The following is a 19324-nucleotide window of genomic DNA, read 5'->3' on the forward strand; positions in this document are numbered from 1 at the left end:
CTTCAGGTGTCGAGCGCGCCCGGCTCGGTGGTATCTGTATCTCTTCCGGTCAGTCGTCGAACGGCATCGATCAGCGGAGCGAGCCCGGTGCCTTTCGCCAGGAACTCACTGACCAGCTCGCGTCCCGGAATCTGTTGCGCCAGCGCAGCGCTCATCATCAGGATCGGAACGTCGTCATAGGCGGGGTTGCGGCGAATGGCCCGGACCATCTCGGCACCATCGAGCTCCGGCATCATGTAGTCGGTGACGATCAGCGCCGGTTTCTCCTGCTCGAGCATGCGCAAGCCCAGCGCTCCGTTACTCGCGGTAGCGACGCGATAGCCCTCGTCTTCGAGGATCATCACCATCAGTTTGCTCAGGCCGAGTTCGTCCTCGACCAGCAGCACAAGCGGCGCCAGCGCGTCCTGCCCTTGCCTAGACATCCTCGCCCCCTGGCGGCGCCTGGCGATGCGGCCGGCCAATCGCGACGCCTTCGGTATGCTCCATGCGCCGCCCCAGCCTGAAACCGCCCTCCCCCAGGGTGAACTCGAACACATAGGGTTCGAAGTCGCTCTCGCGCATCTTCAACACAGCCAGCGTTCGGTAGAGCCGCGACTCGAGTTCGGCATAGCGCAGCAGCAGGATGTTCTCCGCGATGGCCGATACCGCCGGAAACTTCAGGCCGTTACTACCGCCCACTATTTCCGCCAACTCGGCGGTAAATACCGTCGTCACCCCTTCACTGCGGAGAATGGCGGTCAGGGTGCTGAAGAAGCGACCGAGCCGATCGGAATCGATAGCCGCCTGCTTGAACGCATCGACGCCATCGATGAACAAGCGTTTGACCGCACGCCGACGGACCGCCGCGAGGATTTCTTCGGCCAACTGGTCCTGCAGCAGTTCGGTGGGCGATCGATGAAGCACTTCGACGACGCCGTCATCGATCAGCCCATCGAGGTCCAGCCCCAAGGTGGCGGCGCGCCGGCGCAGGCGATGCGCATCCTCGTAGAAGCCAAAGACAAGGCCGGGCTCCTGCGCGGTGCTCTGGCAGATGAAGCTCAGGCCCAGGGTCGTCTTGCCGATGCCGGTCGGGCCAACCAGCAAGGTCGTCGAGGAGTACGGAATGCCGCCACGTATGATCCGATCCAGCCCATCGGCCCCGGTACTCAGCCGCTGATCACGCATCGGCGCGGACGTCTGCTCGCCAGTGACGGCCTCCAGCCGCGGGAACACTCGGAACCCATCGCTGGTGATGGACGTCATGTGCCGGCCGGAAATGAAATCGCTGCCGCGGAACTTGCGCACCTGCAGGTAGCGATAGGTGCGGAAATGGTCTTGTTCGCTGCCCAGGGTCAGCCAGCCATCGACCATGGTGAACTCCGGACTGCCGGCATCGCGCTTGCTGTTGGTCAGCAGCAAGATGGTGCAGCCGACGACGTCCGCGTAGACCGACAGGTCGTTGATGAATTCGCGAAACACCCGCTCCGAGGCGGCGTTTTCTTCCAGCGCGAAGAGCCCGTCGATCACGATCAAGGCAGGATTCTGGCGCTTGCCGTTGCGCGCCAGATAACGAAGGATGCCTTCCAGCCCATCCGTGCGCAGGATGTCGAAGGCACTCTCGTAGACCACCGAGGTCCCGGCGTAGCGGTTATCCATGAACGCCATGTTCTGCAGATGGCGCAACAGGCGATGATGCGTCTCGGCCAGCAAGGTGACGTACAGCGAGCGCTCCGCCCGGGCCGCCCAGCTATAGCAGATCTGGTTGGCCAGTATGGTCTTTCCCTCACCGGGCCCACCCTGAACGATGTACACCGCTCGCGGCAACAAGCCGCCGTTGAGCACCGCGTCGAGCCCTGGAACGCCCGTCGGCACATGGACAGGCCTCTTTGGCGATGAAGTATCGATATCGATCACAGCTGCTATCCGTTCAACTCAATGCCGCCATCCTAACAAAAGGCGGGTGCGGTTACGGTCGCCGGCTCTTCAGCTTGGTCAGCGTTCGCGCGCGGACGTTCGGAACACGCCCCGGCAGCCCGTCGCCAGCGCCGCCCCAGCCTCACCACGGACTCATTCGACCCTGCTCGGTGGACGATTGATTCCCCGCCGCGCTGGAGCCCTTCACCCAAACCCCCTACCATGCACGTCGTTTCCCCATTTATGACCGGCAATCTGAGCGCATGTCCTTTGCTTCACTGTTTCGCGTAGACCTGAGGCGACTGATCGTGGCGCTGGCTATCTTCAGCGGCCTGGTCACGCTGAGCATCAGCTTCTATTCGAGCTACCAAGTCCAGCGTGCATCGCTCATCGACAGCACGCTGGAAGCCAACCGCGCCTATGCCGCCAAGCTCGCGGTCGGCACCGAGGGCTTCTTCGCCACGCTGCAGCAACAGCTCAAGTACAGCGCCACAGTCCTCGCCGAACGGTTCGACGCCGATACGCTCGGCGAAGAGGTCGAACGACTGCGGCTGCAGACCGACAGTTTCAACAATGTCGTGGTCACCGATGCGAACGGCATCGTGCGGGCCGTTTCGCCGACGGGCCCGCCGCTGGTCGGCCATGTCCTGGACTCGCCCGGCGCCCGTGAAGCGCTGCGTGAGCGACGGCCTCTGATCAGCAACCCGTACGTCTCGGCGATCGGCACCCTGGTGATTTCCGTTTCGCAGCCGATCATCGACCAGCAAGGCACCTATCTCGGCTATATCGGCGGCATCATCAGCCTCAAGGAGCCGAATATCCTCAGCAGCATGCTCGGTGAGCATTTCTATAAAGACGGCTCCTACCTCTATGCTGTCGACCAGCGTCGGCGGTTGCTCTACCACCCCGATCCCCGACGCGTCGGCACCGTGGTGGGCGAAAACACCGTCATCGACCGCGTGATCAGCGGTGAATCAGGCAGCCAGCGGGTCACCAACAGCCTGGGCCAGGACATGCTGGCCGGCTTCGCGGCGGTACCGATCGCCCGCTGGGGCATCGTCGCGCAACGCCCAACCGCCGCAACCTTGCACCCGCTCGATGGCTTGATGCGGCAGGTGCTACGCCAAACCACACCACTGGCCCTGCTGACGTTTCTCGGCGTCTGGTTGCTCTCGGGCCTGATCTCCCGGCCGCTCTGGCAGCTGGCCAAGAGCGCGGGCGAAATGGACGCCGCCACCAGCGCGGAGCGCATTCAGCGAATTCGCTCCTGGTATTTCGAGGCCGCGCAGCTCAAGCGCGCCATGCAACTGGGCATCAACCTACTGCATCAACGTATCGGCAAACTGCACCTCGACGCGCAGACGGACCCGCTGACCGGCCTGTACAACCGCCGTGGCCTTTCACTCGCCCTGGAGGCCTTCGCGGCCGCCGACCACACCTTCGCAGTGGTCGCCCTGGACATCGATCATTTCAAACGCATCAACGATAACCACGGACACGACGTTGGCGACCAGGTCATTCGGCAGCTCGCGCAGCTGATGATCGCCTGCTCGCGAGACGCTGACATCCTCTGCCGAAGCGGCGGCGAGGAATTCCTGATGCTCTTGCCCAACACCAACACCGAATCAGCGTTGCGGGTTGCCGAACGTTTGCGCCTGTGCGTCGAGGACGAACAGATCGCGCCAGTGGGCCATATCACCATTTCCCTCGGCATCGCCGTCTGGCCCAGCCACCACAGCGACGTGCAACGCGTCCTCAAACTGGCCGATGGCGCCCTCTACCTGGCCAAGCAGCACGGCCGCAACCGTGCCGAGGTCGCCGACTTGCCTACCGCTCCGGACGAGCGGCACTGAGCCGGCTATACGCGGGGCGCCTTTAGAAGCCGCTGGCGATCTGGCGAATTTTGCGCAGTTGCCGTACCCGCTCGAGGTTGTCCCAGGCGGTGGCATAGTGCGATGGCGACTGCTCCAGCGCGCTGCGGAAGAACTGTTCGGCCTCGTCCAGCTTGCCTTCCACCAGGCAGACATAACCCACCTCGTTGCTGGCCTGGGCCCGCGAACCGATCTGCTCGAACGCCGACAGCGCCTCCTCGTAGCGCACCGTCCGCGCTAGCAGCAGGCCGTAGTTGCGCCATAGCGGCGCGTAGGCGCTGTTCTGGTCGAGCGCACGGCTATAGACGCGTTCGGCCTCCTGCCAATGGCCCGCCATGTAGTAGGAGTAGCCCAGGCTGTTCTGGACCAGCAGCGAGCGCGGCTCGACTTGCAGCGCCAGGCGGTAATACTGCTCGGCCAGGGGAAAATCGTTGTTGAGGTCTGCCAGAACGCCCAGGGCGTTGTACAGCCGCACTGGCGACTGCCGATCCACCGTGAGCGCACCCACGGCCGGCAGCCCGTCATGCGGATCCCGGCCCAGCCTCTGCTGGTCCAGCTGCACCGCCTTGTACAGCAGCTCGCGTGCCTTCGGCTGGTCACGCTTGGCCAGTTGCAACATGCCCATTTCGGCCAGTGCGTCGAGGTTGTTCGGCGCCTTGCTCAATACCTCATCGAACGCCATCTCGGCCAGCTGGATGTTGCCGCGCTCGCGGTGGATGCGGCCTACCCAGACCAATGCCGAATGCCGCCCGGGATCCAGTTCCAGTGCCCGCAGGTACTGAAACAGCGCCTGGTCCAGATCACCGGCGTGATACGCCACGTCGGCCATTCGCAAGGCCTGCTCCAGCGAGCCACCTTGTTGCCGGGCGCGGTACAGCACCGAGTGGTCGCCGGAATAGATGGAGCGCTCGTTGCCCGGTTCCGGGCCCATGGACTGGCAGCCGACCAGCACGCTCGATACCGCCAGCAGCAGATAGATTCCTCTCATTTCATAATCTCCCGAACGCTTTGAGAACACCGATCATGGCGGGGCCGATGGCGACCAGGAAAAAGCTCGGCCACAGGCAGAAAATCAGCGGAAACACCAGCTTGGTACCGATCTTGGCCGCCTGCTCCTCCGCGGCCTGGGTACGTCGGTCACGAAATTCCTCGGCGTAGATGCGCAGTGTGTCGGCGACGCTGGTACCGAAGCGGATACTCTGCGCCAGCAGGCTGACCAGGCCGCGCATGTCCTCCAGCCCCGTGCGTTCGGCCAGATTGGCCAGGGCCGTCGCGCTGGGAATGCCGGCACGAATCTCGGCATTCACCGTCGCCAGCTCTTCGGCCAATTCGACCTGGCTCACCGCCAGTTCTTCGGCGACCCGCTCGATGGCCTGGGGCAAGGCCAGGCCCGACTCCACGCAGACGACCATCAGATCGAGGGCGTCGGGAAATGCGCTGCGCAGGCGCGTCTGCCGGGCGTCCTTGCGTCGTTCGACGTACAGCGCCGGCACCAGCCAGCCGAGTCCAATCGCCAGCCCTGCGGTCAGCAAGGCGGTCGTCAGGCTGACGGTGGTGACCAGCGGCAGCGCCACCAGCGCGCCAACCAGCAGCAACAGCGGCAACAGCACCCGGGTCGCCCAGTACACCTGCACCGCCGAGGCCGAACGAAAGCCGGCGTGCAGCAGGAGCATCCGCGTGCCGGGGGCCTGCCCCGCGTCCGCGCTGACGAAGCGCTGCCCGACCTGCTCCAGCAACAGGTGCAAACCGTTTTGCGGCAAGTCGCCACGGCCCCATTCGCCGCCGCGCTTGATGATCGCCAGGCGCCGACGGACCGGGTCTTGCAGGCCCATGGCCAGCACCGCGACGGTGGCCGACGCGAGAACCACGCTCAGCGCGACGGCCAGCAGGAAGATCAGCCGCACCCATTGCTCGTCGCCGATCACGCTCGCCACCAGCCCATAGAGGTAATCCATGACCCTGCCCTCCCTCAGACCCGGATGCGGATGATCCGCCGAATCCAGAAGATCCCCACCAGCATGGCGCCGAACGCCGCCACGCTGAGTCGCTGGCCGATCGGCTCGTTGAGCAGCAACGGCAGATACTCCGGCGTGGTCAGCATGATTCCGCCCGCCAGCACGAATGGCACCGAGATCAGCACCCAGGCCGACATGCGCCCTTCGGCCGACAACGTCCTGACCTTGCGCTGAAAGCGGAAGCGACCGCGGATCAACCGGCTCAACCGCTCCAACACTTCGGTCAGGTTGCCGCCGGTTTCGCGGTGGATGAGGATGCTCGTCACCAGCATCATCACCGTCATGCTGGGCATGCGCTCCAGCAGGCCGAGCATGGCGCGGCGCACGTCGTTGCCATAGTTGATGTCGGCGAAGGTCAGCCCGAACTCCTGGGCCACCGCGCCCCGTTGCTCCTCGGCTACCAGGCGCAGTGTCTCGTTGAAGGGGTGACCGGCGCGTAGCGCACGGCACATCGAATCCAGCGCATCGGGCAAGCCTTCTTCGAATGCCGCAAAACGCTTGCTGCGGTCGCGGGCGATCTTCAAGATCGGCAGCCAGAACACCACGAACCCCAGCACAACGCCCATCCACCACCACGCCGGCAGCAGCAGTCCACTGCCCAGCGCGACCAGCACCGCCAGCACCAGGCCGAGCAGCACGACGCGGTGCGCCCGGTAGTGATGGCCGCTCTGCTCGATCAGCTGGGCGAGCCGCTCCATCAGCGGCCACTGCTCCAAGGCTGCATCCAGCGGAGACAACCGCTTGAGGTATTTCTGCCGCAGCAGCACCTGCATGTTCGGCAGGTCGTTGGCCTGCTCGAGCAGATGCAGACGCGCACGAATACGCTTGCGCACCTGCCCCGCCTCGCCGAACACCGGCACCGTCAGCCCCTGGCTGAGCAGGAATGCCGCGACGAAGATCATGCCGAGAAAGATCAGGATGAATTCGCTGGGGACTTGGCTCATGGCTGCATGCCCTCCATCCAGTCCGGGCGGAACAGTTCCAGCGGCAGCTCGATGCCGCGCTTGGCCAGCACATCGCGGAAGGCCGGCACCATGCCGGTCGGTCGATAGTCGCCGAGCACCGCGCCATGCTCGTCGAGGCCACGCCGCTCGAAGGCGAAAATCTCGGTCATGGTCACCACCTCGCCTTCCATGCCATTGATCTCCTGCACGCTGACCAGTCGGCGCTTGCCGTCCTCCTGGCGCTCCAGCTGGATCACCACGTCGATCGCCGACGCGATCTGCTGGCGCATCGACTTGACCGGAAAGGTCGCGCCGCTCATGGCCACCATGTTCTCGATACGACCCAGGGCGTCGCGCGCCGTGTTGGCATGGATGGTGGTGATCGAACCGTCGTGACCGGTGTTCATCGCCGCCAGCATGTCCAGCGCCTCGGGGCCGCGCACCTCGCCGATGACGATGCGATCCGGCCGCATCCGCAAGCTGTTGCGCACCAGCTCGCGCTGGTTGACCTCGCCACGGCCCTCGATGTTGGCCGGTCGCGTTTCCAGGCGCACCACGTGGGGCTGCTGCAGTTGCAGCTCGGCCGAATCTTCGATGGTGACGATGCGCTCGTTGTGCGGAATGAAGCCCGACAGGACATTGAGCATGGTGGTCTTGCCGGTGCCCGTACCACCCGACACCAGCACATTGAGGCGTCCCCGCACGATGGCCTTGAGCACCAGCGCGATGGCGGGCGTCAGGGTGCCCATCTGGATCAGGCTCTCGGCGTTCAGGAGATCCACCGCGAAACGGCGAATCGACAGGCTCGGCCCGTCGATGGCCAGCGGCGGGATGATGGCGTTGACCCGCGAGCCGTCCTTCAGCCGCGCATCCACCAGCGGCGAGGATTCATCGATGCGCCGACCCAGCCCGGAGACGATACGGTCAATGATGTTGAGCAGATGCCGATCATCGCGGAAGCGCACGTCGGTACGCTGCAGCTTGCCATGGCGCTCGACGTAGACCGAGGCATGGCCGTTGACCAGGATATCGGCCACCGTCGCGTCCGCCAGCAGCGGCTCCAGCGGCCCAAGGCCCAGCACCTCGTCGCTGATCTGCTTGATGATCAACTGGCGGCTGGCGGCGCTGACCGGCGCGGCATGCTCGTCGAGCAGGCGCTGGCAGATCTCGCGGATCTGCCAGGCGGCTTCGCTCGGCTCGAGCGCGTCGATCAGCGACAGGTCCATGACCTTGAGCAGTTGCTCATAGATCCGCTCCCGCCATTCGGTGTCGGTGGTGTTGAGCTGGCTGCGGGTCTCGTACACCGACTCGGCCGCCGGCAGCTCCCACGCCATGCCGCTGTCGGCGGGGTCGGCGGTAGGGCGCGGTTCCGCCTGCCGGGTCGAGGTTTTCTTGCCTGCCTGCAGGCGGTTGCGTAGTTCGCTGAGCATGGTCATCCCCTGAAGAGTCGGCCGAACGTACGTTTCAGCAGCCCCGACTCGGCGGCCTCCTGGCCGAGCAGCGCCTGGCTCATCTGGCCGATGCTGCGCGTCAATGGCGCGCGCGGTGCATGCAGGCCAAGCGGCACACCGGTGTTCTGGCTCTCGTTGACCACGGCGTAGTCGTTCGGCAGCCGCTGGAGCGCCGGGCAATTCAGCGCATCGGCGATGTCCTTGAGGCTGACCGGTGCGGTCTTGTCGTAGCGGTTGACCACCGTTTGCAGGCGGCTGCCGCGTACGCCGAGGTCCTCGCGCATGATGCGCACCAGGCGGGCCGCATCCTTGAGATGGCTGAGCGACTGTTGCAGGACCACGAAGATGTGATCGGCCTGTTCGAGGGTGATACCGGTGAGGTGGTCGATCTGTCGCGGCAGGTCGACCACGATCCAGTCGTAGTGGGCGCGAGCCAGGCCGAGCAGCCCTTCAAGCTGCTCCAGCTGGACGTCCTGGGTCAGGCAGAGTTCGCTGGCACGGCCACCGAGCACGTCGAGTGTCGGGCTGAAGTGGCTGCAGAAGCCATGCAACGCAACGCCATCGAGATCGTCGATGCGCTGCAAGACATCCATGTGGCTATGGGTCGGCTGCACGTCCAGGCAATGGGCGACGCTGCCGAATTGCAGATCCAGGTCCAGCAACAAGGTCCGCTGGCCTGGCGCGCTGAGGCTGTGCGCCAGGTTGCAGGCCAGCATGGTCGCGCCGGAGCCGCCCTTGGCGTTCATCACCGCGATCAGCTTGCCGCCTGGCGACGACTCGTCACTTGCCTCCAGCGCGATCCGGCCGATCGCCGCGAGCAGCTCCTGGGCCACCACCGGCTCGGGCAGAAAATCGCGGGCACCGGCCTGCATCGCCATGCGCATGCACTCCGGGTCCTGCGGGCCGCAGACCAGCAGTGCCGGACGTTGCTGGGCCGGGTGCTGCTGCAGCGCGGCCAGCTCTTCGCGCCACAGGTGGCTGACGTGCAGCAGCAGCAGGTCGGGTAGTTGCTCCACCCCGTACAGCGGGTCCGTGTGCCCGTTGCTCACCAGCCGGGTGCTGATCTGCAAGCCGGTCAATTGCTGCGCCAGCGCCTTGAGCTGCGTCAGGGCCGTCGCGTTGCGGCTGCTGATCAGGGCCCGCAGCGTGTGCCGGCCAACCGTGCTGGTCGTGGACGTTTCGAGGGTATTGGCGTTCAGCATGGTGTGATCTCCGGGACCACGTCTGGCTCGGCGTGACGGCCGAGGCTCTCGCGTGGCAGGGTCGAAAAGAACGGCGGCAAGGTGATCACACCGTTCAAGCCGGGAATCAACGGCGTGAAGGTGAAGTTTTCCACGCGCAACTGCACGTAGCGGATCGCGCCGAAACCGGCTGCGCCGCTGCCGCTGGGGCTGGCGATGGGGTTGCCGTCAGCGTCGAGGTAAACCAGGGTCAGATGGGCGGTGGTCAGCGCGGCGATCAGGCTGCTGGCGCCGGCATCTTCGGCGGCGTTGAAAATCGCCCGGCGCAGGATGCGCGGCTCCTGGATGTCGCACACCGCGGCCAGTCGCGCGCCGCGGCGAACTGTTTCGTTCAGCGCGTTGACGGTAAACAGCAGCCGGCCCATTTCCAGCACGCCGAACAGCAGCGTGAACACCAACAGGCCGACAATGGCGAACTCCACCACGTACACGCCGCGCATGCGTTTGGCGTTCATCACAGCGCCCTCATCACACTGGTGGCCACCAACGGAAAGGCCAGCGAGGTCGCCCCAAAGCCCACGTCGGGCAAACCACCGCCGACGATCGGCTGGAATGGGTAGCTGATGCTGACCTGGACGTGATCGCTCCCCTGCGCGCTGACCACCACCTGGTCGGGGCTCAGGTTGCTCACCAGCGGCTGGCTGCCGGCCGGGGCGACCGGCACGCCGTAAACGGCCAGTGAGCGGGCCTTCTGCTGCAGCTCGGCGGTCAGCTCGATCCGCCCCAGGGTGTGATTCCAGGCCTGCCCGGCGACGAAACGGCTAGCGTCGCGGCTGGCCTGCAGCAAGGTGTTGTACTGGAACAACAAGCGCGCCACCTCGCCGATCGCCAGCAACAGCAACAGCAACAAGGGCAGTGCGATCACCAGCTCGACCATCGCGACACCGCGCTGATGGATTGCCGGTCGGTATTCCCTGCTCGCCATGGCCGCCTCCTACGAGTCGCTGCTCGGCGTCCGGTTGTTGTCGATATAGGTCTTGAACAGCTGAATGATCTGCGGGCCGCCGTCGTTGACCGGGTTGATGTCCGGCACGTTGTCGCCCTCGCAGTCGCTGACGAACTGGCCGAATATCTGTGCATCACCGCCGGCCCCGGTCGGTAGCGGCTGGACCAGGAAGAAGCACCCGAACCCCAGCACCGGCACGGATGTCTGGCCGCCGGTACCGCCGGTGCAATCGCCCAGCACGATCTTCAGCATGCGCCGCTCGAACACGCCGTCCGACCGGCACCCGGTGGGGCAGTCGGCGACCCGCTGGCGCCAGTCGTTGTAGTCGAACAGCGCGGTGCTCGACGTCGACAGGTCTGCACCATTGGCGCTCACCACCTGCCCCTGGTACTCGGCCTGCCCGGTGGTCGCGTTATAGGTCATCAGCGGCGCGCTGTAGTCGGTGATGAAGTCCGGTGGGTATTCGCTGGCGCTGTTGGCCAAGGCACCGGCGTAGCGTCCGAAACGGGTGTTGAAGCCTTGCGAGACCGGGCCGACGGTGTTGCCGGGCTCGGTTTCCACCGTCTCGCCGACACCGTTGCACTGCTCGATCCCGCCGGCCAACGCCTGCCGCACGTCCGCACCGCCGGCGCCGTCGCCCAGACGAATCAGCTGGAAGTTGCCGGGCCCTATCGCCGACGCGTTACCGGCTGCGCCTTTGAGCACCTCGAGATCGCCGAGTCGATAGCCCCAGAACAGCCCGTTACTCGGCTCGTGCTGCCCCGGATTGCCACACACCATCAACGGCGCGATGTTGCACGGGCTGGCCGGGCTCGGCCCGGCGGTGGCGACCGCCGCGACTGCCTTGTCCGCGGCGCTGCCGAAGGCCTGCAGCAGGCCCCAGAAGAAGCCCGCCAGCGGCAACTGGGCCACCGTGACGCGTACGTAGCGCGCATCCGCAGGCCCGGGGAAGGAGAACGGCCCATAGACGCTGGCCGCCAGCTCGACGCGCACCAAGCCCGGCAGATCGCCGCCAAGCGCGCTCAACAGTTCGCCGTTTCCGACGGCTTCGGCATTGCGCCGGAAGGTATCCCGGGCCGCTGTCTGCGTCAGGCTGCCCTCGTTGCCCGATCCCATGACCTGCTGCAACGTCTTGGCGCCGCTGAGCGCCGCGGCATCCACGGCACTCTGCAAGCGGGTCTTGTTCACCAGCATATGGCTGCCATCGAGCGCCAGGGCCGCCATCAGCAACATCGCCGCCAGTGCCACGACGATCAGCACCATGACCGAGCCGGTCTGGCGCCGGGGTGCCGGCAATGTCATGCGATTGGCGTTCATGTGGGCGATCTCACCGGCCAACGTTGATCTGGATCGGCTGCGCGATCGGGTTCGCCTCGCCGTTAGCGCCCCGATAGCCCTCCAGCGCCTGCTCGACCAACGGACCGTCGACGCCGGCTGGCGACAGCGCCATGCCTGGCGCGCGGGCGACGTTCTTGTCGGCAATCTGCTGGTAGAGGGTGGCATTGACCGAGCTGCCCAGCGGGCCGACACGACCTTCCTGATAGGGAATGCAGCCAGCCAGCAAGGCGAGCAAACAGGCACATGGCAGCTTTTTCATGATTGCGGCTCCGCTTAGTTGAGGTCGTGGCCGAAGCGGCCTTCGCTGACGCCCAGGCTGACCGGCACGGCCCGCCCCTCGGTATCGCCCTTGGTCTTGCCCAGCAGGTAGAACGCCGCATCGCTGGGTTCGACGAAGCGTTCGGTGGGCAGCCGTACCGTCGCCGCGTCCACCGGCTGCGCCAGATGCGGTGTCACCAGGATCACCAGCTCGGTTTCGCCATGGATGAACTGCTGGCTGCGAAACAGCTGCCCGAGCACCGGCACGTCGCCCAGCCCAGGGAAGCGGCTGACAAAGTCGCGGGTGTTCTCGCTGATCAGGCCGGCAATGGCGATGGTCTGGCCATTGCCGAGCTCGACGGTCGATTGCGCACTGCGCTTGGTCAGCGACGGGATCAGCTGATTGACGCCATTGCCGAGGATGCTTTCCAGCCCGGTGTCCAGCACCAGCGCGTTGGCGTTGGAAAGCTCGCTGACCGACACATTCAGGTTCAGGTTGATGCGCCCCGAATCGAGCACCACCGGCAGGAACTTGACCCCGACCCCGAATTCCTTGAATTCGATGGTGATGCCGTCGTCCTCGGTGATCGGCACCGGGAACTCGCCACCGGAGATGAACTCCGCCTGCTGCCCCGTCAATGTGGTCAGCGTCGGTTCGGCGAGCACCTTGGCCGAGCCATTGTCCTTGGCAGCCTCGAGCACCACGTTGAAGAGGAAGTTGTCCGACAGGAACTGACCGAAGATGCCGGTGCCATTGCCGAACAGCGTGGTCGGATTGACCAGCCCGTCCTTGTCGAAGCCCAGTCCGTCTCCGTTATTGAAGGCACCGCTGGACCAGCGACCGCTCGAGCCGAAGTCCAGCGCGTTGAAACGGACGTTGAGGTTCTTGAACAGGTTGCGCTGCATCTCGGCGACCTTGACCTCCAGCATCACCTGCTGGCTGCCGCCGATGCTGAGCAGGTTGATCAGTTGCAGCGGCTGTTGCGAAGGAGCGGCCGCCGGCGCTGCGCCCTGCCCCTGCGGCTTGGCCGCCGCCTGCTCGGCGTAGGAGGTCGCCAGCTTGAGCGCACTGTCCATCACCGCGGCGCTGCTGACCTGCCCGCGCAGCACCAGCGCGCCCTGGGCACTGAACACCTCGATCCGCTCGTTGGGCAACACCTGATGCAGCTTGCTCTTGAGCCCGCTGAGGTCATGAACCACTTCCAGATCCAGGCTATCGATCAGGCGGTTGTTGCCGTCCCACATCAACACGTTGGTGCTGCCCAGCGAGCGACCGAGCAGGTAGAGCTGTGTCGGGGTGGTGATCAGGATGTCGGCGATCTCGGGATTGCCCACCGAGATGCGCTTGACGGCCGTGCGGGTGGTCAGCACCCGGGACTTGTAGAGCGGCACCTGGATGTCGCTGACATTGGCCGCCGGGGTGGACACCACCGTCGACGAGGTCTCCGCCGCCTGCGTCAGCCCGGACAGCGTGGTCGCGCCGACGAGCATCAGCGCACAGCATCCCAATCTGCACATGCCTTTCATGTCCTTCTCCTCCGGTATCCGGCCAGCAGGGCCCCGGGCATCAGCCGGCGGCCATCGTCGTTCGTCTACAGACCCACCTTGGTCAAATTCACCTGGGTTCCGCGGATCACCGTCACGCCAGGATCCACCGGCGCGCGGCGCACCACGGGCCTGGCCGCGGCGACGACCGGCTTTGGCGCGGCCTCAGCGGGACGTTTGCTGTTATCCAGGGGGTTGCGCAGTGCCAGTTGCAGGCGGCCTTCGGTCATGGCCTTGACCAGCACTTCCGCTTCATCGGAGGCCATTTCCAGGGTGACCGCCCGCACCACCACCGGCTGGGTCTTGTCGGTACTGGCGGTCTGATCGACGGCGAGCACCCGCAGATCCTCGAGAATCGTGGCGGCCTGCGCTTCATCACCGTTGCCCTTGCGCTTGGTGGCCAGGACATCGACCCGGTTGCCCGGCAGAAGGAAGCCGCCGACCCCGACCACGTCATCGACGCGCACCGACACCGCGCGCTTGTCGGCAGCGATCAGCGAAGCCAGGGTGCTGCCCCCCAGATGCTCGGCCAGACGGGCACCGCGCAGCACATCGCCACGCAACAGGCCAAAGGTGGCGATTTTGCCGACCACGCTGTCGGTGGTCTCGAACGAATCGTCCGGTACGGTGCCCCGCGGCATGCGGACCAGCGCCACCGACTGGGCGTCGACCTGATGGCCGAAAGGGATTTCGGTGGTCGCGATCACCACGCTTCGCGAATCGTCGTCAGGCCCGGCATCGAGTCTGGCGCTGAGCCAGTTGTTCGCCATCCAGACCGCTCCGAGTCCTAGCGACAGCGACAGTGCAACCAGCGTGAGAGTCCGAGAGCCCATGGCCTTGTCTCCTTATCCGAGGAATTCCAGCTGAACGAAGTAGGTGCGCCAGGCCCAGAGCAGATCGTCTGGCGCCAGCGGCCCGGTTCGATTGGTGTAGCGTTGACGATCCATCGCCATGCCCAAGAGATCACGCGGATGGCAAGGCACCAGCGGCATGCCCTCCGCTTCGTAGAGTTCGCACAGCACGAAGCGCAGCAGCTGCGGATCGAAGAGCGCACCCAGGCGCTCGCACTCCTGCCGCCAGATGCGCTCGTACTCCGCCGGTTTGAGGTAGCTGAAATGCAGCTTGTAACCGATGCGCCGGAGGAAGGCCTCGTCGGCCAGCTCCAGCGGATTGAGGTTGGTGGAGAACACCAGCACCGTGTCGAACGGCAGCACGCACTGGTAACCGCCGCCCAGGTGCAAGGCGTCGCGCTTGTCCTCCATCGGCACGATCCAGCGGTTGAGCAACTCGGCCGGCGACATCCGGTGGCGGCCAAGGTCCTCGATGATGAACAGGCCGTTGCTGGCCTTGATGTGCAGCGGCGCCTGATAACGGCGGCTGAACGGATCGTAGAGCACATCCAGCTGTTCCATGCTGAGTTCGCCGCCGGAAATGACCTGCGGGCGCATGCAGCAGAGCAAGCGGCGGTCGATACCTTCGCTGAACAGCAGGCTGTTGTAGCGGTCGCGATCGTCCAGACGCTGATGGATCTGGGGGTCGTAGATCTCCACCACCGCATCGTTGACGGCGATCGCATAGGGCACCCAGATCGCCTCGTTGAACAGGCGCACCAGGCGAGCGCTGATGTAGGTCTTACCGGTCCCGGCCGGGCCGTAGATCATGATGGCGCGCCCGGAATTGACCGCCACGCCGAGCTGGTCGAGCAGGCCGTCGGCCAGGACGATGCCGCTGAACACCGAGCGCATTTTCTCGACGCTCACCCGGACGCTATGAACGGATTGCACCTTGACCAGCGAACGGTAAGTGCTGACCGGAAACGGCGCGGCGCCGATATAGCCGCTACGCTCCAGCGCGTCGCGCGCGGCGTTGCGGCCACGCTCGGTCAGGCCGTAGCGCAGGCTCTGACCATTGTGTTGGCCGAGGACCTCGACCCGCCCGTCCTTGCGCAGCAGGCCCAGCACTTCCTCCAACACGGCCCCAGGCAACGTCAGGCGCTCCGCCAGCCGCGACAGATCCAAGGGGCCTGCCTCGTGCAGGTGCTTGCACAGCAGATCGGCGAGCAGCTGATCGCTCAGGCCGGTCTCCGCGATGGTCCGCGGCTGCGGAGCCAGGTGCTGCACCGCCTCGCGTTCGCTCGGGTAGGCGTCGCTGTCGCTGATGGCATGCATGACGGCCTCCCGCGCTAGGGTTCGACGTGGAACCACAGGCTGCCGGCCAGGGTTCCGAGGAAAATCGCGATGGCATAAGGGAAAGGCTTGCCGGCCACCTCGCCGTCGTCCGGCGCGAGGTAGGTGAAGGTTCGCAGCATCACGCCGTAACGCCCGAGGGTCAGCCGCACCTGGCCGTGCCAGAGCACCAACGCCACCCCGCACAGGGCACCGGCGATCAGGCTCGCCGCGGTAATCACCAGTGCCTGCTGCGGCGTGAAAAAGGCGCCGACCATGGCCATCAGCTTCACGTCGCCGGCGGCCATGCCGCCTACGACGTAGAGCAACAGGAACAGGCCGAACCCCACCGCCATGCCCAGCACGCCGTCGATCAATCCGGGCAGCCCGCCGATGACTAACTGCCCGGCCAAGCCCAACGCCAATCCGCTCAACACCAGGGTGTTGGGGATGCGGTGGCGGCGCAGATCGCCGACCACCGCAACGGCCAGCAGCCCGAACAGAACGATCAGCGAGGCCTGCGGCGCCGACAGCATCATGACGACTCCCCCTTCACGACCAGGCGGCTGACTAGCACGCACTCCCTTTGACGGCGGCACACAGCGCCGTAATCCGGGTGTTCACCTCTCCGCCGAGGCTGACGAACATCGCGGCTACGGCGGCGGTAATCAGTCCGCCCGCCACGGCGTACTCCACGATCGTCAGTCCGTCTTCGTCCTTGGCGAACTTCAGCATTGCGGTCCTGATGGTTTGAATGGTCATCTCGCTCACCTCACTCGACAGTGGTTTTCACGGCGGCGACGCTCCTGCGACGCTCGAGGTAAACACTAGTCAGCGGACCCGGGCGGGCGTTAGGACTCTTTTGCGCGTTGCTAGGACTCACTTTTTTCAGCCGCACCGACGCGCTACGCGATTGAGCGAACCGGCCCAGATCGCCATTGCCCGTCAGCTGGCGACTGCCGCTGCGCCTCATAACAGCAAATAGCCATTACCGCCTCGCTTAGCAGAATCTATTCTTGTCGGTACTGGCCAATGGCCAATACTGTGTGAATACCACCGCAGAGCAGATCCGCGCCGATGGCCAACACGCAGAATGGGCCTTTGCTGTTATGGCTCGACTTGACGCACGACGGCGGCACCGAAGCGCTGATGGCGCCTTTCCGGGTGTTCAGCGAGTGTCGTCTGGTGCAAAGTCACAGCGTGGTGGATAGCGCCAAGACCCGCCGGATCGACATGATCTGCATGCATTTCGATCGCCCCGATGCGCTCGGCCTGAATCAGCTGTTGAAGATCAAACGGGCCGCACCCTCGATCCCCATCAGCATGTTCACCGTTCAGCACTCCGAAGAACTGGCGGTGTGGGCGATGCGCTCGGGGGTCTGGGAGTACGTCACTCTGCCGCTGTCGGAGACCGAGCTGTGCCGCTATCGCCAGGCGCTGCAACGGTTGCTCGAGCTGCGGCAGCAGGCCCAACGGGGCGCGACCAAGGTGCTGAGCGAGCACTTCCCGGCGTTGCCACCGAGCATTCGCCTGACCACCGAGCACCAGAAACATCAGTCGCTCGGCCATGCCCTGCAGTACATCGATCTGCACTTTCGCGAGAGCCTCGACCAGAAGGAACTGGCACGGCTCTGCGGGATGACGCCTTCGCGCTTCAGCCGACTGTTCAAGGACGTCCACGGCGTCTGTTACCTGGAATACATCCTGGAAAAGCGACTCGAATTCGCCAAGGAGCGGCTGGACAACACGCAAATGCCGATCACCACGATCGGCTACGAAGCGGGATTCCGCGACCCGTCCTATTTCGCCAGAGCCTTCAAGCAGTTCGTCGGCTGCACGCCCAGCGAATACCGCCAGCGCACCGCCTCGGAGGAGGAGCCGGCGCTGCTCGAACTGAGCCTGTAGGACGGCGCCCGCGGTCGCCGCAACCAACGCCCCGCCTGCCCAACGCCTATCCAAAACAGGTCGCTCGCAGCGGCTCACGCATGCGACGGCCGACATGGCTAAAAAATACCCAACTCTGTATACTCGCGCGCCTTTTTCATGCGCTGTTCCGAGGACATTGTCGATGAGCAAAACGCCAACAGTCGGGTTCGTCAGTTTGGGTTGCCCCAAGGCAACCGTTGACTCCGAACGCATCCTGACGCAGCTGCGCATGGAGGGGTACCACATCGTGCCCACCTATCAGGACGCTGACGTGGTGGTGGTCAATACCTGCGGTTTCATTGACAGCGCCAAGGCCGAATCGCTGGACGCGATCGGCGAAGCCATTGCCGAGAACGGCAAGGTCATCGTCACCGGCTGCATGGGCGTGGCCGAAGACAGCATCCGCGACGTGCACCCCAGCGTGCTGGCGGTCACCGGGCCGCAGCAGTACGAACAGGTGGTCAACGCCGTGCATGAAGTGGTGCCACCGAGCATCGACCACGACCCCTTTGTCGACCTGGTGCCGCCGCAGGGCATCAAGCTCACGCCCAGGCACTACGCCTATCTGAAGATTTCCGAAGGCTGCAATCACACCTGCAGCTTCTGCATCATCCCGTCCATGCGCGGCAAGCTGGTCAGCCGTCCGGTGGGCGATGTGCTCAGCGAAGCCGAGCGTCTGGTCAAAGCGGGCGTCAAGGAGATCCTGGTGATTTCCCAGGACACCAGCGCCTACGGCGTCGACATGAAGTACAAGACCGATTTCTGGAACGGTCAGCCGGTCAAGACCCGCATGCTGGAGCTTTGCCAGGCGCTGTCGAGCATGGGCGTATGGGTGCGCCTGCATTACGTCTACCCCTACCCGAACGTCGACGACGTGATCCCGCTGATGGCAGCCGGCAAGCTGCTGCCGTATCTGGACATCCCGTTCCAGCACGCCAGCCCGAAAGTGCTCAAGGCCATGAAGCGTCCGGCCTTCGAAGACAAGACCCTGGCGCGCATCAAGCAGTGGCGCGAGATCTGCCCGCAACTGACCATCCGCTCGACCTTCATCGTCGGCTTCCCCGGCGAGACCGAGGAAGACTTCCAGTACCTGCTGGACTGGCTGACCGAGGCACAGCTGGACCGTGTCGGTTGCTTCCAGTACTCACCGGTCGAGGGCGCGCCCGCCGAGACGCTCGGCCTGGAGCCGGTCCCGGACGAGGTCAAGCAGGACCGTTGGGACCGCTTCATGGCCCACCAGCAGGCCATCAGTGCCGCCCGCCTGGAACGCAAGATCGGCCAGGAGATTGAAGTGCTGATCGATGAAGTCGACGAAGACGGCGCCATCGGTCGCTCCTACGCCGATGCGCCGGAAATCGACGGCATGGTCTACGTCGACAGCGAGCGGGCGCTGCAGCCTGGCGACAAGGTCTGGGTCCGCGTGACCAACGCCGACGAATACGATCTGTGGGCCGAGACGATCTGATCAGCACCTGCCGTAATCCCGACGGGACCTCGCCTCGGCGGGACTCGAGGTGACAAACGAACCCCGCCCTTCGGCGGGGTTCTTCGTTAATGCGGTCCCCATCGCCGGCCTGGCCACGCACGCGTCGCGTCCGGGCCGAGCGCCTGCTTCAGCGCTGGACACCGTTGAGCGCCTGAGCGGACGTTCATGCTCGATCGGTTGCCGCCGCGAGGACAATCGACCCCGACCGCCTACGCTAGCATTAGGATGCGCATCGGACCCGAGAT

At 65.1% G+C, this 19324-nt stretch carries 19 protein-coding genes; 3 read left to right on the top strand and 16 right to left on the bottom strand.

From position 1 onward, the window contains the following. Positions 1-2: 2 nt before the first annotated feature. Both KVO92_RS05090 and KVO92_RS22825 read right to left on the bottom strand, forming a co-directional pair. Positions 3-422: a response regulator gene (locus KVO92_RS05090; protein ID WP_217474550.1), complete on the bottom strand. Its 420-nt coding sequence runs from the start codon at positions 420-422 to the stop codon at positions 3-5. After that, on the bottom strand, positions 415-1851 hold the full coding sequence (locus tag KVO92_RS22825) for an RAD55 family ATPase (RefSeq protein ID WP_336512603.1): 1437 nt from the start codon (positions 1849-1851) through the stop codon (positions 415-417). The genes KVO92_RS05090 and KVO92_RS22825 overlap by 8 nt, the downstream gene beginning before the upstream one ends. A gap of 305 nt (positions 1852-2156) precedes the next feature. Here KVO92_RS22825 and KVO92_RS05100 point away from each other — a divergent pair, with 305 nt between their 5' ends. Continuing rightward, complete coding sequence (locus KVO92_RS05100; protein ID WP_217474552.1) at positions 2157-3746, top strand: sensor domain-containing diguanylate cyclase; 1590 nt, start codon at positions 2157-2159, stop codon at positions 3744-3746. A gap of 22 nt (positions 3747-3768) precedes the next feature. Here KVO92_RS05100 and KVO92_RS05105 read toward each other — a convergent pair whose 3' ends face one another. The 14 genes from KVO92_RS05105 to KVO92_RS05170 form a co-directional block, all read right to left on the bottom strand. Beyond that, positions 3769-4752: a tetratricopeptide repeat protein gene (locus KVO92_RS05105; protein ID WP_217474553.1), complete on the bottom strand. Its 984-nt coding sequence runs from the start codon at positions 4750-4752 to the stop codon at positions 3769-3771. A gap of 1 nt (position 4753) precedes the next feature. Continuing rightward, positions 4754-5719: a type II secretion system F family protein gene (locus KVO92_RS05110; protein ID WP_217474554.1), complete on the bottom strand. Its 966-nt coding sequence runs from the start codon at positions 5717-5719 to the stop codon at positions 4754-4756. Between the two features lie 14 nt (positions 5720-5733). Next, positions 5734-6723, bottom strand: a complete 990-nt coding sequence (locus tag KVO92_RS05115) for a type II secretion system F family protein (RefSeq protein ID WP_217474555.1) — start codon at positions 6721-6723, stop codon at positions 5734-5736. After that, positions 6720-8153, bottom strand: coding sequence for a CpaF family protein (locus KVO92_RS05120; protein WP_217474556.1), 1434 nt, complete (start codon positions 8151-8153; stop codon positions 6720-6722). Before KVO92_RS05120 ends, KVO92_RS05115 begins: the two co-directional genes overlap by 4 nt. A gap of 2 nt (positions 8154-8155) precedes the next feature. Then, the gene (locus tag KVO92_RS05125; protein WP_217474557.1) at positions 8156-9376 is read right to left on the bottom strand and encodes an AAA family ATPase; all 1221 of its coding nucleotides are present in this window, start codon (positions 9374-9376) and stop codon (positions 8156-8158) included. Further along, positions 9370-9870 (bottom strand): TadE/TadG family type IV pilus assembly protein, encoded by a 501-nt coding sequence (locus tag KVO92_RS05130; protein ID WP_217474558.1) that lies wholly within the window; start codon positions 9868-9870, stop codon positions 9370-9372. Before KVO92_RS05130 ends, KVO92_RS05125 begins: the two co-directional genes overlap by 7 nt. Then, a complete protein-coding gene (locus KVO92_RS05135; RefSeq protein WP_217474559.1) occupies positions 9870-10340 on the bottom strand; it encodes a TadE/TadG family type IV pilus assembly protein in 471 nt (156 codons plus the stop codon). Before KVO92_RS05135 ends, KVO92_RS05130 begins: the two co-directional genes overlap by 1 nt. Positions 10341-10349: 9 nt before the next feature. Then, complete coding sequence (locus tag KVO92_RS05140) at positions 10350-11678, bottom strand: pilus assembly protein TadG-related protein (RefSeq protein ID WP_217474560.1); 1329 nt, start codon at positions 11676-11678, stop codon at positions 10350-10352. Positions 11679-11688: 10 nt separating this feature from the next. Continuing rightward, entirely contained in the window at positions 11689-11958 is a 270-nt protein-coding gene (locus KVO92_RS05145; RefSeq protein ID WP_217474561.1) for a hypothetical protein, read from the bottom strand. Positions 11959-11972: 14 nt separating this feature from the next. Beyond that, positions 11973-13484, bottom strand: a complete 1512-nt coding sequence (locus KVO92_RS05150; protein ID WP_217474562.1) for a type II and III secretion system protein family protein — start codon at positions 13482-13484, stop codon at positions 11973-11975. 65 nt (positions 13485-13549) lie between these two features. Then, the gene (cpaB, locus tag KVO92_RS05155) at positions 13550-14335 is read right to left on the bottom strand and encodes a Flp pilus assembly protein CpaB (protein ID WP_217474563.1); all 786 of its coding nucleotides are present in this window, start codon (positions 14333-14335) and stop codon (positions 13550-13552) included. 12 nt (positions 14336-14347) lie between these two features. Beyond that, positions 14348-15670, bottom strand: coding sequence for an AAA family ATPase (locus KVO92_RS05160; RefSeq protein WP_217474564.1), 1323 nt, complete (start codon positions 15668-15670; stop codon positions 14348-14350). Positions 15671-15684: 14 nt separating this feature from the next. After that, on the bottom strand, positions 15685-16203 hold the full coding sequence (locus KVO92_RS05165; protein WP_217475430.1) for an A24 family peptidase: 519 nt from the start codon (positions 16201-16203) through the stop codon (positions 15685-15687). A 34-nt stretch (positions 16204-16237) separates the two neighbouring features. Beyond that, positions 16238-16429, bottom strand: coding sequence for a Flp family type IVb pilin (locus KVO92_RS05170; RefSeq protein ID WP_102850972.1), 192 nt, complete (start codon positions 16427-16429; stop codon positions 16238-16240). A gap of 315 nt (positions 16430-16744) precedes the next feature. On the opposite strand from KVO92_RS05170, the gene KVO92_RS05175 reads away from it, so the two are divergent. Together KVO92_RS05175 and rimO are read left to right on the top strand one after the other, a co-directional pair. Then, on the top strand, positions 16745-17572 hold the full coding sequence (locus KVO92_RS05175) for a helix-turn-helix domain-containing protein (protein WP_217474565.1): 828 nt from the start codon (positions 16745-16747) through the stop codon (positions 17570-17572). A 163-nt stretch (positions 17573-17735) separates the two neighbouring features. Next, positions 17736-19058 (top strand): 30S ribosomal protein S12 methylthiotransferase RimO, encoded by a 1323-nt coding sequence (gene rimO / locus KVO92_RS05180; RefSeq protein ID WP_217474566.1) that lies wholly within the window; start codon positions 17736-17738, stop codon positions 19056-19058. The last annotated feature ends 266 nt before the right edge of the window (positions 19059-19324 follow it).

Origin of the sequence: Stutzerimonas stutzeri (assembly GCF_019090095.1) — a bacterium.
In the GTDB taxonomy this organism is placed as follows: domain Bacteria; phylum Pseudomonadota; class Gammaproteobacteria; order Pseudomonadales; family Pseudomonadaceae; genus Stutzerimonas; species Stutzerimonas stutzeri_AN.

Excerpts from the sequence above, each read along its gene's own strand:
- KVO92_RS05165 (WP_217475430.1), bottom strand. The coding sequence starts at position 16,203 with ATGCTGTCGGCGCCGCAGGCCTCGCTGATCGTTCTGTTCGGGCTGCTG.
- KVO92_RS05125 (WP_217474557.1), bottom strand. The coding sequence starts at position 9,376 with ATGCTGAACGCCAATACCCTCGAAACGTCCACGACCAGCACGGTTGGC.
- KVO92_RS05150 (WP_217474562.1), bottom strand. The coding sequence starts at position 13,484 with ATGAAAGGCATGTGCAGATTGGGATGCTGTGCGCTGATGCTCGTCGGC.
- KVO92_RS05170 (WP_102850972.1), bottom strand. The coding sequence starts at position 16,429 with ATGACCATTCAAACCATCAGGACCGCAATGCTGAAGTTCGCCAAGGAC.
- KVO92_RS05090 (WP_217474550.1), bottom strand. The coding sequence starts at position 422 with ATGTCTAGGCAAGGGCAGGACGCGCTGGCGCCGCTTGTGCTGCTGGTC.
- cpaB (WP_217474563.1), bottom strand. The coding sequence starts at position 14,335 with ATGGGCTCTCGGACTCTCACGCTGGTTGCACTGTCGCTGTCGCTAGGA.
- KVO92_RS05100 (WP_217474552.1), top strand. The coding sequence starts at position 2,157 with ATGTCCTTTGCTTCACTGTTTCGCGTAGACCTGAGGCGACTGATCGTG.
- KVO92_RS05120 (WP_217474556.1), bottom strand. The coding sequence starts at position 8,153 with ATGCTCAGCGAACTACGCAACCGCCTGCAGGCAGGCAAGAAAACCTCG.
- KVO92_RS05135 (WP_217474559.1), bottom strand. The coding sequence starts at position 10,340 with ATGGCGAGCAGGGAATACCGACCGGCAATCCATCAGCGCGGTGTCGCG.
- KVO92_RS05110 (WP_217474554.1), bottom strand. The coding sequence starts at position 5,719 with ATGGATTACCTCTATGGGCTGGTGGCGAGCGTGATCGGCGACGAGCAA.
- KVO92_RS05105 (WP_217474553.1), bottom strand. The coding sequence starts at position 4,752 with ATGAGAGGAATCTATCTGCTGCTGGCGGTATCGAGCGTGCTGGTCGGC.
- KVO92_RS05130 (WP_217474558.1), bottom strand. The coding sequence starts at position 9,870 with ATGAACGCCAAACGCATGCGCGGCGTGTACGTGGTGGAGTTCGCCATT.
- rimO (WP_217474566.1), top strand. The coding sequence starts at position 17,736 with ATGAGCAAAACGCCAACAGTCGGGTTCGTCAGTTTGGGTTGCCCCAAG.
- KVO92_RS05140 (WP_217474560.1), bottom strand. The coding sequence starts at position 11,678 with ATGAACGCCAATCGCATGACATTGCCGGCACCCCGGCGCCAGACCGGC.
- KVO92_RS05145 (WP_217474561.1), bottom strand. The coding sequence starts at position 11,958 with ATGAAAAAGCTGCCATGTGCCTGTTTGCTCGCCTTGCTGGCTGGCTGC.
- KVO92_RS05115 (WP_217474555.1), bottom strand. The coding sequence starts at position 6,723 with ATGAGCCAAGTCCCCAGCGAATTCATCCTGATCTTTCTCGGCATGATC.
- KVO92_RS05160 (WP_217474564.1), bottom strand. The coding sequence starts at position 15,670 with ATGCATGCCATCAGCGACAGCGACGCCTACCCGAGCGAACGCGAGGCG.
- KVO92_RS05175 (WP_217474565.1), top strand. The coding sequence starts at position 16,745 with ATGGCCAACACGCAGAATGGGCCTTTGCTGTTATGGCTCGACTTGACG.